The following is a 13,301-nucleotide window of genomic DNA, read 5'->3' as shown; positions in this document are numbered from 1 at the left end:
CGTGTTCGGACGTCGCAAGAAGAGGGATGCCGCCGAGGACGCGGCCGGCGAGGCCGAGCAGGTCGTCGACGGTGTCGACACTGAGGCGGACGCAGAGCGCGAGCGCCTGAGGCTGGAGCCCGCGCCGCGCCCCGACGGGCCCTGGGACGACTCGGAGGTCCGTGACCCGGGCGAAGGCCGGGTCGACCTGGGCGGCCTGTTCGTGCCGGGCGTCGACGGCATGGAGCTCAGGGTCGAGGTCGCGGGAGACGCGATCGTCGCGGCCACGGTCGTGCTGCGCGACAGCGCCATCCAGCTCCAGGGCTTCGCCGCCCCCAAGCGCGAGGGCATCTGGGGCGAGGTGCGCGAGGAGATCGGTACCGGCATCACCCAGCAGGGCGGCATCGTCGACGAGGTCGAGGGACCGCTGGGCTGGGAGCTGCGCGCCCAGGTGCCCGTACAGCTGCCGGACGGCACCGGCGGCTTCCAGGTCGTGCGGTTCGTCGGTGTGGACGGCCCCCGCTGGTTCCTGCGCGGGGTCATCTCGGGCCAGGGCGCGGTGCAGCCGCAGGCCGCCGGGCTGCTCGAGCAGATCTTCCGGGACACGGTCGTGGTCCGCGGCGAGGGCCCGATGGCGCCCCGCGACCCGATCGTCCTGAAGCTGCCGAACGACGCGCAGATGGTCCCCGAGGGCGTCCAGCAGGAAGAGGGCTCCCGTTTCGCCGGCGGAATGGGCCAGCTCCAGCGCGGACCGGAGATCACCGAGGTCCGCTGACCCCGCAGAGACAGCCAGGGCCGTACCCCACCGAGGGTGCGGCCCTTTCTCGTGCGCGGAACCTTGACGGCGTATTGGTCTGTACCTACCGTCTCCGTCCAACGCGTCTGTTCATAAAGGCGCTTCGCGTTCACATACGAGAACGGAAGGCCCCCCACGCATGCGCAGAACCGCTCTCCTCGCGGCCTCGGCCGCCCTCGTCGCCGGTGTCCTCGTCCGAACCGCCGACGCCGCTCCCAGCGCCCCCGCCGCCTTCGCCCACCCCGGAGTCACCGTCTCCAAAGGCCAGTTGGACTTCACCCGGTCCAAGGTCAATGCCGGCGCCCAGCCCTGGAAGGGCGCCTTCGAGCAGATGACGGCGAGCAAGTACGCCGACCTGAACCGCACGCCCAGGCCCCGGGCGGTCGTCGAATGCGGCTCGTACTCGAACCCCAACCTCGGCTGCACCGACGAGCGCGAGGACGCGATCGCCGCGTACACACACGCCCTCGCCTGGTACATCACCCGCGACGAACGGCACGCCCGCAAGGCCATCGAGCTGATGGACGCCTGGTCCGCCGTGATCAGGGACCACACCAACAGCAACGCGCCCCTGCAGACCGGCTGGGCCGGGTCCTCCTGGCCGAGAGCCGCCGAAATCATCAAGTACACGTACACCGGCACCTGGGCGAACTCCGGCCGCTTCGCGACCATGCTCCGCACCGTCTACCTGCCCGAGATCATCAACGGCTCGAACTCCAACGGCAACTGGGAGCTGTCGATGATGGAGGCCGCCGTCGGCATCTCCGTCTTCCTGGAGGACAAGGCGTCGTACGACAAGGCCATGGCGACGTTCCGCACGCGCACGGCCGCCTACGTCTACCTGGAGTCCGACGGCGCGTTGCCGAAGACCGTGCCGAGCCAGAACCTGAACACCCGGGAGAAGGTGGTCAAGTACTGGCAGGGGCAGTCGACCTTCGTCAACGGACTCAGCCAGGAGACCTGCCGCGACTTCACCCACACCGGCTACGGCCTCTCGGCCATCTCGCACGTCGCCGAGACCAGCCGCATCCAGGGCCAGGACCTCTACGGCACCGACGTGGGCGAGCGGCTGCGGCACGGGCTCGGCTTCCACGCCAAGTACCAGCTCGGTGCCGGTGCCGAGAGCTGGCTGTGCGGCGGCTCGCTCAAGCTCGGGCTCGGACCGGTGACCGAAGTCGGCCACAACGCCCTGGCCAACCGTCTCGGGCACGCCATGACCAACACCGCCACGCTGACGCAGCGGGGCCGTCCCGCCGGCAGCAACAACCTCTTCGTCGCCTGGGAGACCCTCACACACGGCGACAACCCCGCCTGACCCCCCGACCGGCCGGGCGCCGGGCGGGGACCCCGGCGCCCGGTCCGCCCGCGGGGCCGCGTCAGAGTTCCGTCAAAGTGTGCTCCGGAGCTCGGCCAGGAACCCGAACCCCGAGCCTTCCGGCCGTAGGGTCGACGCTGCGCAGTCGGCAGACCACCGGAAGACAATGAGGCCATGGCACGCGGCAAGCTTCGGATCCACCTGGGCGCGGCACCGGGCGTCGGCAAGACGTACGCGATGCTGTCCGAGGCGCACCGCCGCGTCGGGCGGGGCACGGACTGCGTCGTGGGCTTCGTCGAATACCACGGACGGCCCCGCACCGAGGTGATGCTGCACGGGCTGGAGCAGGTGCCGCGCCGGGAGCTGGAGTACCGCGGCGGCGTCTTTCCCGAGATGGACCTCGACGCCGTCCTCGCCCGCCGCCCCGAGGTCGCCCTGGTGGACGAACTCGCCCACACGAACGTCCCCGGGTCCCGCAATGCCAAGCGCTGGCAGGACGTGGAGGAACTGCTCGCCGCCGGCATCGACGTGGTCTCGACCGTCAACATCCAGCACCTGGAGTCCCTCGGCGACGTCGTCGAGTCGATCACCGGGGTGCGGCAGCAGGAGACCGTGCCGGACGAGGTGGTGCGCCGGGCCGACCAGGTCGAGCTGGTCGACATGACGCCCGAGGCGCTGCGGCGGCGGATGGCGCACGGCAACATCTACCAGCCCGACAAGGTCGACGCCGCCCTGTCGAACTACTTCCGCCCCGGCAACCTGACGGCCCTGCGCGAGCTGGCGCTGCTGTGGGTGGCCGACCGGGTCGACGCCCACCTCACCCGGTATCGCAGCGAGCACCGGGTGTCGGCGATCTGGGGCTCGCGCGAGCGGATCGTCGTCGGCCTGACCGGCGGGCCCGAGGGCCGCACGCTGATCCGCCGGGGCGCCCGGCTGGCCGAGAAGGGCGCCGGTGGCGAGGTGCTGGCCGTCTACATATCCCGCAGCGACGGGCTGACCTCGGCCTCGCCCAAGGAACTGGCGCAGCAGCGGACCCTGGTCGAGGATCTCGGCGGAACGTTCCACCACGTCGTGGGCGACGACATACCCGCCGCACTGCTCGCCTTCGCCCGCGGCGCGAACGCCACTCAGATCGTGCTGGGCTCCTCGCGCCGCAAGACGTGGCAGTACGTCTTCGGCCCCGGCGTCGGAGCGACGGTCGCCCGGGAGTCCGGGCCCGACCTCGACGTGCACATCGTCACCCACGACGAGGTCGCCAAGGGACGCGGACTGCCGGTGGCCCGGGGCGCGCGTCTCGGGCGCTCCCGGCGGGTGTGGGGCTGGATCACCGGTGTCGCGGGGCCGCCGCTGCTCGCCGTGCTCCTCAACACCGTCGACCTCGGCCTCGCCAACGACATGCTGCTGTTCCTGGCGCTGACGGTGGCGGCGGCCCTGCTCGGCGGGCTGCTGCCCGCCCTGGCCTCGGCCGCGGTGGGTTCCCTGCTGCTGAACTACTTCTACACACCACCGCTGCACCGGTGGACCATCGCCGACCCGAAGAACATCGTCGCCATCGTGATCTTCGTGGCGGTCGGAGTGGCGGTGGCCTCCGTGGTCGACGTCGCCGCCCGCCGGACCCACCAGGCGGCCCGGCTGCGCGCCGAGTCGGAGATCCTGGCCTTCCTCGCCGGCAACGTGCTGCGCGGCGAGACCGGCCTGGAGGACCTGCTGGAGCGGGTCCGGGAGACCTTCGGCATGGAGTCCGCGGCCCTGCTGGAACGGGCCGGTGACGTCGAGCCGTGGACCTGCGCCGGACGCGCCGGCCGGGGGCGTCCCGTCGAGCGTCCCGACCAGGCGGACGTGGACATACCCGTCGGAGACCACATGGCCCTGGCCCTGACCGGCCGCGTGCTGCCAGCCGAGGACCGCCGGGTGCTGGCCGCCTTCGCCGCCCAGGCCGCCGTCGTCCTGGACCGCCGCCGGCTCCGGGAGGAGGCCGACCGGGCCCGCACGCTCGCCGAGGCCAACCGCATCCGTACGGCCCTGCTCGCCGCCGTCAGCCACGATCTGCGAACGCCGCTCGCCGGTATCAAGGCGGCCGTGACCTCCCTGCGCTCCGAGGACGTCGAGTGGTCCGAGGAGGACCGCGCGGAGCTGTTGGAGGGCATCGAGGAGGGCGCCGACCGCCTCGACCACCTCGTCGGGAACCTCCTCGACATGTCCCGGCTCCAGACCGGCACCGTCACCCCGCTGATCCGCGAGATCGACCTCGACGAGGTGGTGCCGATGGCGCTCGGCGGCGTCCCCGAGGGCAGCGCCGGCCTGGACGTGCCCGAGACGCTGCCCATGGTCGCCGTCGACCCCGGGCTGCTGGAGCGGGCGGTGGCCAACCTCGTCGAGAACGCCGTGAAGTACAGTCCGCCCGGCGCGCCCGTGCTGGTCGCCGCCAGCGCGCTGGCCGACCGGGTCGAGGTGCGGGTGGTCGACCGGGGGCCGGGCGTCCCCGACGAGGCCAAGGAGCGCATCTTCGAGCCCTTCCAGCGCCATGGCGACGCCCCGCGCGGCGCGGGCGTGGGCCTGGGGCTCGCGGTGGCGCGCGGCTTCGCCGAGGCCATGGGCGGCACCCTGAACGCCGAGGACACCCCCGGCGGCGGGCTCACCATGGTGCTCACGCTCCGCGCGGCGGGAACGCGCCCGGAGCTCCACCCCGCGGCAGAACCGGAAAGGCAGGCCTCATGACCCGCGTCCTCGTGGTCGACGACGAGCCGCAGATCGTGCGCGCCCTCGTGATCAACCTCAGGGCACGTGCGTACGAGGTCGACGCGGCCCATGACGGCGCCACCGCCCTGAAGCTCGCGGCCGCACGCCACCCCGACGTGGTCGTCCTCGACCTCGGGCTGCCCGACCTGGACGGCGTCGAGGTGATCAGGGGCCTGCGCGGCTGGACCCGGGTGCCGATCCTGGTGCTGTCCGCCCGGCACTCCTCAGACGAGAAGGTCGAGGCGCTGGACGCGGGCGCCGACGACTACGTCACCAAGCCCTTCGGCATGGACGAGCTGCTGGCGCGGCTGCGGGCCGCCGTCCGCCGGGCCGAACCGGCGGGAGGCGTCGAGGGCGACGTGATCGTCGACACCGGCGAGTTCACCGTCGACCTGGCCGCGAAGAAGGTCAACCGCGCCGGCAAGGACGTACGGCTGACCCCCACGGAGTGGCACCTGCTGGAGGTCCTCGTGCGCAACAGCGGCCGCCTGGTCGGGCAGAAGCAGCTGCTCCAGGAGGTGTGGGGTCCGTCGTACGGGACGGAGACGAACTATCTGCGCGTGTACATGGCGCAGTTGCGGCGGAAGCTGGAGGCGGATCCCTCGCACCCGAAGCACTTCGTCACCGAGCCGGGCATGGGCTATCGGTTCGAGAAATAGGCTCCTCGCCCTTCGTCGGCAGGCCCCGGTACGCTTCAGATATGAGTGCTGTTCCTCGTTCCGAAAAGCCGGTGGGCCGGTTCCGGCGCATGCTCGACCGGCTCTCCTCGTCGCAGGAGGACCTGGAGTCCGAGGAGCTGCGGGAGGACACCGAGACCACCGGCTGCATCCGGATCGGAGACTGCCAGGACCGGCAGATAGTGACGGTTACTGGTACCTTGCGCACGGTCACCCTTCGGCCGCGCGCCGGAGTCCCGGCCCTGGAGGCCGAGCTGTTCGACGGCTCCGCCGCGCTGGACGTGGTGTGGCTCGGCAGGCGCTCCATCGTGGGGATAGAGCCCGGGCGCAAGCTGATCGCATCGGGCCGGGTCTCGATGAGCCGGGGCCGCCGGGTGCTGTTCAATCCCAAGTACGAACTGAGACCCCTCGGACGGGAGTAGCCGGTGACGTCGCTCGACAAGCCGACCGAAGAGACATCTGCGGACGACGCCCGGGCGGTGACCGAGGCCGCCCTGTTCGAGGCGTTCGGCGGCGTGCGGGGCATGGTGGAGACGGTGGTTCCCGGTCTCCTCTTCGTCACGATCTACACGATCAACAAGGACCTGCACCTGTCGGCGATCGCGGCGCTGGCCGTGTCGCTGGTGCTGGTCGTGGTCCGGCTGGTGATGAAGGACACCGTCAAGCACGCGTTCAGCGGTGTCTTCGGCGTGGCCTTCGGTGTCGTCTTCGCGATGATGACCGGCAATGCCAAGGACTTCTACCTGCCCGGCATGCTCTACACGCTGGGGCTGGGCCTCGCCTACATCATCACCACCCTGTGCGGCGTGCCGCTGATCGGGCTGATCCTCGGCCCGGTCTTCAAGGAGAACCTCTCCTGGCGCACCCGGAACCCGGGCCGCAAGAAGGCGTACGCGAAGGCCAGCTACGCGTGGGGCGCGATCCTGCTCGCCAAGTGCGCGATCCTCTTCCCGCTGTACTGGTGGGCCGACACCACGCAGCTGGGCTGGGTCCTGGTCGCCCTGAAGATCCCGCCGTTCCTGCTCGCGGTGTACCTGACGTGGGTGTTCCTGGCGAAGGCGCCCGCGCCGATCGACGTGTTCGCGGAGATGGAGGCGGAGGAGAAGGCGGCCGAGGAGCGGGACCGGCAGGCCGCCGCCGCCCGGTCCGCCGAGCAGTGAGCCTCCCACCGCCGAGCAGCGAGCCTCCGCCGTTGACGGAGAGCCGCCACCACTGACGGAAGGGGCGTCCCGAGCACTCGGGACGCCCCTTCCGCATGTCACCCGCCCTGCCCCGCAGCGAGGTGCTCAGCCCGCCGCGTTGCGCCGCACCGACAGCAGGTCCTCCAGCTGTTCCTCACGGGCCTGGGCGGCCACGAAGAGGAGTTCGTCGCCGGCCTCGAGCGAGTCCTCCCGGGAGGGAGTCAGGACGCGGTTGCCGCGGATGATCGTCACCAGGGACGTGTCCTGCGGCCACTCGACGTCGCCGACCTGTGTGCCGGCCAGGGCCGACTCCTCCGGCAGGGTCAGCTCGACCAGGTTGGCGTCGCCGTGGCTGAAGCGGAGCAGGCGGACCAGGTCGCCCACGCTCACCGCTTCTTCGACCAGGGCCGACATCAGACGCGGTGTGGAGACGGCCACGTCCACGCCCCAGGACTCGTTGAACAACCACTCGTTCTTGGGATTGTTCACCCGGGCGACGACACGCGGGACGCCGTACTCCGTCTTCGCCAGCAAGGACACGACCAGGTTCACCTTGTCGTCGCCGGTCGCGGCGATCACGACGTTGCAGCGCTGGAGCGCCGCCTCGTCCAGGGAGGTGATCTCGCAGGCGTCGGCGAGCAGCCATTCGGCCTGCGGGACGCGTTCGACCGAGATGGCGGTCGGCGCCTTGTCGATCAGCAGGACCTCGTGGCCGTTCTCCAGCAGTTCGCCCGCGATCGAGCGGCCGACGGCGCCGGCTCCGGCAATGGCGACCCTCATCAGTGACCGCCCTCCTCTTCGGGACCCTTGGCGAACGCCGCCTCGATCTTGTCGACCTCGTCGGTGTGCATCATCACGTGCACCAGGTCGCCCTCCTGCAGCACGGTCTGCGAGGTGGGCAGGACCGCCTCGCCGAGCCGGGTCAGGAACGCGACGCGCACGCCCGTCTCCTCCTGCATCCGGCTGATCTTGTGGCCGACCCAGGCGGTGGAGGTGTGCACCTCGGCGAGCTGGACGCCGCCGGTGGGGTCGCGCCACAGCGGCTCGGCGCCGGAGGGGAGCAGACGGCGCAGCATCTGGTCGGCCGTCCAGCGGACCGTCGCGACGGTGGGGATGCCCAGGCGCTGGTAGACCTCCGCGCGGCGCGGGTCGTAGATGCGGGCGGCGACGTTCTCGATGCCGAACATCTCACGGGCCACGCGCGCGGCGATGATGTTGGAGTTGTCACCGCTGGAGACGGCGGCGAACGCGCCGGCCTCCTCGATGCCCGCCTCGCGCAGGGTGTCCTGGTCGAAGCCGACACCGGTGACCCGGCGGCCGCCGAACGAGGAGCCCAGCCGGCGGAAGGCGGTGGGGTCCTGGTCGATCACGGCGACCGTGTGCCCCTGTTGCTCCAGGTTCTGGGCCAGTGCGGAACCCACCCTTCCGCACCCCATGATGACAATATGCATCGCGTCACACCGCGCTTCCTGCAGGCCCTCTGGCCCTCATGAATGTCGTGCTCATATCTCTCTTTCGGCTCGCCAGGCATCACGTCGCGGCCTGCGTGCGGGCCGCCGGGCAACATCATGCCGGTGGAATCACGTCATGATGCCCTCCGGGGGCGGTGCCGCGTGCGGCTGCCCGACACCAACGTATCCGCAAAGTCGAGGGGGTTGCCGAGGGCCCTGCCGGGCCCTCGGCAAGGGGAGGAACCGCCATGAGTACCGAGATCGACGTCCTCGTGCTGGGCGGCGCGGGTGTGGACACGATCGTGCACGTGCCCGAGCTGCCCGTGCCGTTCGCCGACAGCCACATGGTCCGGCCCGGGATCGTGACCCGCGCGGGCCAGAGCGGCGACTTCGTGGCTCTCGGGACGACCGCGCTGGGCCTGCGCACACACCACCTCGACCTCCTCGGCGACGACCCCGAGGGCGACCTCGTCCGCGCGCTGCACCGGGAGCACGGCATCGGGCTCACCGCCGTCCCGCAGCCCCTCGGCACCAAACGCGCGGTCAACCTCGTCGGCCCCGACGGCAGGCGGTCGTCCCTCTACGACGCCACCCGGGCCGCCGACACCGACCGGCTGCCCGAGGACACGGTCCGCGCACTCGCGACCGTCAGCCGGCACGCCCACGTCGTCATCACCCAGCCGTGCGCCCACGCGCTGCCCGCCCTGCGCGAGGCGGGCCTCACGATCTCCACCGACCTGCACGACTGGGACGGCTCCAACCCCTACCACGAGCCCTTCGCCCACCAGGCCGACCTGGTCTTCCTGTCCAGCGCGGCCCTGACCGACCCGGAGCGGACCATGCGGCGGATCACCGAGCGGGGCCGGGCCCGCGTCGTCGTCGCCACCGCAGGGGCGGACGGGGCGTACCTGCTGGCCGACGGGGAGCTCACCCACGTACCCGCCGCCGCGCCCCCGGCGCCGGTCGTCGACTCCAACGGCGCGGGCGACGCCTTCGCCGCCGCGTTCCTCCACGCCTGGCTGGACGGCACCCCGCCCCGCCGCAGCGCCCTGCACGGCACCGTGGCCGGCGCCTACGCCTGCACGATCCCGTCGACCCGGGCCGCCGCCATCGGACCCGAGGAGCTCCGCGCGGGGGTGGCGGAACTGGAGCGGCCCCTCCCCGTGCTCCCGGCGACTCCTAGCGCACCCCCTGCGACACGTCCTTGCGGCGGCTGATGCTGCGCACGCTCGCCACCGTCAGGATTCCGAGGGCGACAAGGGTGGCCGCGGCGCCGATCAGCTGGGCGGGCGTGTGCATGGGACCTCCAGGGGCGACAACGGCCGGAAGACGGACGGGGCTCAGTCATATAGGCATGCGAAGCGGGTGACCTGCGCAATCCGCAGCCGCATGCGCCTCTGAATTCACTCGGAGAGCAGACGGAACGCCGATGAGGGGTGGCGGGTGGGCGCCCCCGCAATCGAAGGCCTACGATCCTCTGTTGTGTCCAAACTGACCGACGTGCCCAAACGGATCCTGATCGGGCGCGCACTGCGCAGCGACCGGCTGGGCGAAACGCTCCTGCCGAAGCGCATCGCACTCCCCGTCTTCGCCTCCGACCCGCTGTCCTCCGTGGCGTACGCGCCCGGCGAGGTGCTGCTGGTCCTGTCGATCGCGGGTGTGACGGCGTACCACTTCAGTCCGTGGATCGCCGTCGCGGTCGTCGTGCTGATGTTCACCGTGGTGGCCTCGTACCGGCAGAACGTGCACGCCTACCCCAGCGGCGGCGGCGACTACGAGGTGGCGAACACCAACCTCGGCCCCAAGGCCGGCCTGACGGTCGCCAGCGCGCTGCTCGTCGACTACGTCCTCACCGTCGCGGTGTCGATCTCCTCCGGCATCGAGAACCTCGGCTCCGCGATCCCGTTCGTCGTCGAGCACAAGGTGCTCTGCGCGATCGGCGTGATCGTGCTGCTGACCCTGATGAACCTGCGCGGGGTGAAGGAGTCGGGCTCGCTGTTCGCGATCCCGACGTACATCTTCGTCGCGGGTGTCTTCACCATGATCGCCTGGGGCGCCTTCCGCGGCCTGGTCCTGGACGACACCATGCGGGCCCCGACAGCGGACTACGCCATCAAGCCCGAGCACGGAGGCCTGGCCGGCTTCGCCCTGGTCTTCCTGCTGCTGCGCGCCTTCTCCTCCGGCTGCGCCGCCCTCACCGGTGTCGAGGCGATCTCCAACGGCGTCCCGGCCTTCCGCAAGCCCAAGTCGAAGAACGCCGCGACCACCCTGGCGGCGATGGGCCTGCTGGCCGTCACCATGTTCTGCGGCATCATCGCGCTGGCTGCAGCGACCGACGTCCGCATGGCCGAGAACCCCGCCGAGGACCTCATCCACAACGGTGTCCCGCTCGGCCCGGACTACGTCCAGAACCCGGTGATCTCCCAGGTGGCCGAGGCCGTGTTCGGCAAGGGCAGCTTCCTGTTCATCATCCTGGCCGCGGCCACCGCGCTGGTGCTGTTCCTCGCCGCCAACACCGCCTACAACGGCTTCCCGCTGCTCGGCTCGATCCTCGCCCAGGACCGTTACCTGCCGCGCCAGCTGCACACCCGCGGCGACCGCCTGGCCTTCTCCAACGGCATCGTGCTCCTCGCCGGCGCCGCCGGACTGCTGGTGGGAATCTACGGGGCCGACTCGACGCGCCTGATCCAGCTGTACATCGTCGGCGTGTTCGTGTCCTTCACGCTCAGCCAGACCGGCATGGTCCGGCACTGGAACCGCCACCTGGCCGCGGAGAAGGACCAGGCCAAGCGCCGCCACATGATCCGCTCCCGTGCCATCAACGCCTTCGGCGCCTTCTTCACCGGTCTGGTGCTGGTCGTCGTCCTCCTCACCAAGTTCACCCACGGCGCCTGGGTCGCGCTCCTCGGCATGGTGATCTTCTACGCGACGATGACGGCCATCCGGAAGCACTACGACCGGGTCGCCGCGGAGATCGCCGCCCCCGAGGGCCCGAGCGACGACCTGGTACGGCCCTCGCGGGTGCACTCGGTCGTGCTGATCTCCAAGATCCACCGCCCGGCGCTGCGCGCCCTGGCCTACGCCAAACTGATGCGCTCGGACTCGCTGGAGGCGCTGAGCGTCAACGTCGACCCGGCGGAGATCAAGGCCCTGCGCGAGGAGTGGGAGCGGCGCGGCATCGACGTACCGCTGAAGATCCTGGACTCGCCCTACCGCGAGATCACCCGGCCGATCATCGAGTACGTCAAGAGCCTGCGCAAGGAATCACCGCGCGACGCGGTGTCCGTGATCATCCCCGAGTACGTCGTCGGCCACTGGTACGAGCACCTGCTGCACAATCAGAGCGCCCTGCGGCTGAAGGGCCGGCTGCTGTTCACGCCCGGGATCATGGTGACCTCGGTGCCGTACCAGCTGCAGTCCTCCGAAGCGGCCAAGCGGCGGGCCCGCAGGCAGCAGGACTGGAACGCGCCGGGGTCGGTGCGGCGGGGGCCCGCGCAGGTGCGGTCGAAGGAGTCCTCCGAGCCCAAGAGCTGACGATCCTCTGAGACGACGGCTCGTGTGAAACGGCCGGACGGCAGCCACGTAGACTGGTGGGCTGTTGTCCGGCCGTTTTTCCGTTCGGCCTTTCCCCTCACGTGTTTTGGAGTCACCCCGCCATGCAGGCAGAACCGAGGAAGTCGCTGGTGGGGGAGGAGTACGAGGTCGAGGTAGGCCCCGTCGCCCACGGCGGTCACTGCATCGCCCGTACGTCCGAGGGGCAGGTGCTGTTCGTCCGGCACGCGCTGCCCGGCGAGCGGGTCGTGGCGCGGGTGACGGAGGGCGAGGAGGGCGCGCGGTTCCTGCGCGCCGACGCCGTGACCGTGCTCGACGCCTCCAAGGACCGGATCGACGAGCCCTGCCCGTTCGCCGGCCCCGGCCGCTGCGGCGGGTGTGACTGGCAGCACGCCAAGCCCGGCGCGCAGCGGCGCCTGAAGGCCGACGTCATCGCCGAACAGCTCCAGCATCTCGCCGGGCTCACCCCGGAGGAGGCCGGCTGGGACGGCACGGTGCTGCCCGCCGAGGGCGACAAGGTGCCCGCGGGCCAGGTCCCCGCGTGGCGCACCCGCGTCCAGTACGCCGTCACCGCCGACGGCCGGGCGGGTCTGCGCCGGCACCGTTCGCACGAGGTGGAGCCGATCGACCACTGCATGATCGCCGCGGAGGGCGTCAGCGAGCTGGGCATCGAGAAGCGGGCCTGGACGGGTATGGACTCCGTCGAGGCGATCGCGGCCACGGGATCCCAGGACCGCCAGGTGATCCTCACGCCCAAGCCGGGCGCACGCCTCCCGCTGGTCGAACTCGACCGCCCGGTCTCCGTCCTGCGTGTGGACGAGCGCTCCGGCGGTGTCCACCGCGTCCACGGCCGCCCCTTCGTCCGTGAACGGGCCGACGGCCGTACGCACCGCGTCGGCAACGGCGGCTTCTGGCAGGTCCACCCGAAGGCCGCGGACACCCTGGTGACCGCGGTCATGCAGGGCCTGCTGCCGCGCAAGGGCGACATGGCCCTCGACCTGTACTGCGGCGTCGGCCTCTTCGCCGGAGCCCTCGCCGACCGCGTCGGCGACCAGGGAGCGGTCCTCGGCATCGAGTCCGGCAAGCGGGCGGTGGAGGACGCGCGGCACAACCTCGCCGAGTTCGACCGCGTCCGCATCGAACAGGGCAAGGTCGAGAGCGTGTTGCCGCGCACGGGCATCGAGGAGGTCGACCTGATCGTCCTCGACCCGCCGCGGGCGGGCGCGGGCCGCAAGACGGTGGAACATCTGGCCTCGCTCGGGGCCCGGCGGATCGCGTACGTGGCGTGCGATCCGGCTGCGCTGGCCCGGGACTTGGGGTACTTCCGGGATGGGGGGTACCGGGTGCGGACGCTTCGGGCGTTCGATCTGTTTCCGATGACGTCGCACGTGGAGTGCGTGGCGATTCTCGAACCTGCGGGCAAGAGGCCCTGACCTGCGCTTTTGTTGTCCGCGTGGGTTACTCGACCTGTTTCCCTCCGTGTAGCGGTTCGAGCGACGGATCGATCTTTGCAGCTCGCTGACCTGCGGATTCGTGGGCGAGGTGCCTGCACCGGCGACGTCTTCAGAGGGTTGTTCGGAGATTCTTGACGCTCGGATGACGCCCGAAGCG

General features: G+C 71.0%; 11 protein-coding genes. 9 read left to right on the top strand and 2 right to left on the bottom strand.

The window, feature by feature from the left end; genetic code table 11:
• Nucleotide 1 precedes the first annotated feature (1 nt).
• The 6 genes from BJ965_RS09525 (at nt 2) to BJ965_RS09500 (ending at nt 6,666) form a co-directional block, all read left to right on the top strand.
• Entirely contained in the window at nt 2-754 is a 753-nt protein-coding gene (locus BJ965_RS09525; RefSeq protein ID WP_184908273.1) for a DUF3710 domain-containing protein, read from the top strand.
• A gap of 160 nt (nt 755-914) precedes the next feature.
• Nucleotides 915-2,090 (top strand): alginate lyase family protein, encoded by a 1,176-nt coding sequence (locus tag BJ965_RS09520; RefSeq protein ID WP_184908272.1) that lies wholly within the window; start codon nt 915-917, stop codon nt 2,088-2,090.
• A 174-nt stretch (nt 2,091-2,264) separates the two neighbouring features.
• A complete protein-coding gene (locus tag BJ965_RS09515; protein WP_184908271.1) occupies nt 2,265-4,808 on the top strand; it encodes a sensor histidine kinase in 2,544 nt (847 codons plus the stop codon).
• The gene (locus BJ965_RS09510) at nt 4,805-5,488 is read left to right on the top strand and encodes a response regulator (RefSeq protein WP_030845575.1); all 684 of its coding nucleotides are present in this window, start codon (nt 4,805-4,807) and stop codon (nt 5,486-5,488) included. Before BJ965_RS09515 ends, BJ965_RS09510 begins: the two co-directional genes overlap by 4 nt.
• Nucleotides 5,489-5,529: 41 nt before the next feature.
• On the top strand, nt 5,530-5,928 hold the full coding sequence (locus tag BJ965_RS09505; protein WP_184908270.1) for an OB-fold nucleic acid binding domain-containing protein: 399 nt from the start codon (nt 5,530-5,532) through the stop codon (nt 5,926-5,928).
• 3 nt (nt 5,929-5,931) lie between these two features.
• On the top strand, nt 5,932-6,666 hold the full coding sequence (locus BJ965_RS09500) for a DUF3159 domain-containing protein (RefSeq protein WP_142158689.1): 735 nt from the start codon (nt 5,932-5,934) through the stop codon (nt 6,664-6,666).
• Between the two features lie 126 nt (nt 6,667-6,792).
• Here BJ965_RS09500 and BJ965_RS09495 read toward each other — a convergent pair whose 3' ends face one another.
• Together BJ965_RS09495 and BJ965_RS09490 are read right to left on the bottom strand one after the other, a co-directional pair.
• Complete coding sequence (locus BJ965_RS09495; protein WP_030845583.1) at nt 6,793-7,467, bottom strand: potassium channel family protein; 675 nt, start codon at nt 7,465-7,467, stop codon at nt 6,793-6,795.
• Nucleotides 7,467-8,138, bottom strand: coding sequence for a potassium channel family protein (locus tag BJ965_RS09490; RefSeq protein ID WP_184908269.1), 672 nt, complete (start codon nt 8,136-8,138; stop codon nt 7,467-7,469). The genes BJ965_RS09495 and BJ965_RS09490 overlap by 1 nt, the downstream gene beginning before the upstream one ends.
• A gap of 248 nt (nt 8,139-8,386) precedes the next feature.
• On the opposite strand from BJ965_RS09490, the gene BJ965_RS09485 reads away from it, so the two are divergent.
• The 3 genes from BJ965_RS09485 to BJ965_RS09475 all read left to right on the top strand — a co-directional run bounded on the left by BJ965_RS09485 (nt 8,387) and on the right by BJ965_RS09475 (nt 13,123).
• Nucleotides 8,387-9,355: a PfkB family carbohydrate kinase gene (locus BJ965_RS09485; protein WP_184908268.1), complete on the top strand. Its 969-nt coding sequence runs from the start codon at nt 8,387-8,389 to the stop codon at nt 9,353-9,355.
• A gap of 265 nt (nt 9,356-9,620) precedes the next feature.
• Nucleotides 9,621-11,672, top strand: coding sequence for an APC family permease (locus BJ965_RS09480; protein ID WP_184908267.1), 2,052 nt, complete (start codon nt 9,621-9,623; stop codon nt 11,670-11,672).
• Nucleotides 11,673-11,794: 122 nt separating this feature from the next.
• Nucleotides 11,795-13,123 carry a class I SAM-dependent RNA methyltransferase gene (locus BJ965_RS09475; RefSeq protein ID WP_184908266.1) on the top strand — a complete coding sequence of 443 codons (1,329 nt, stop codon included), beginning with the start codon at nt 11,795-11,797 and terminating at the stop codon, nt 13,121-13,123.
• Nucleotides 13,124-13,301: the final 178 nt, after the last annotated feature.

Source organism: Streptomyces luteogriseus, from assembly GCF_014205055.1.
In the GTDB taxonomy this organism is placed as follows: Bacteria; Actinomycetota; Actinomycetes; order Streptomycetales; family Streptomycetaceae; genus Streptomyces; species Streptomyces luteogriseus.
This window is presented reverse-complemented; position numbering and strand designations above follow the sequence as displayed.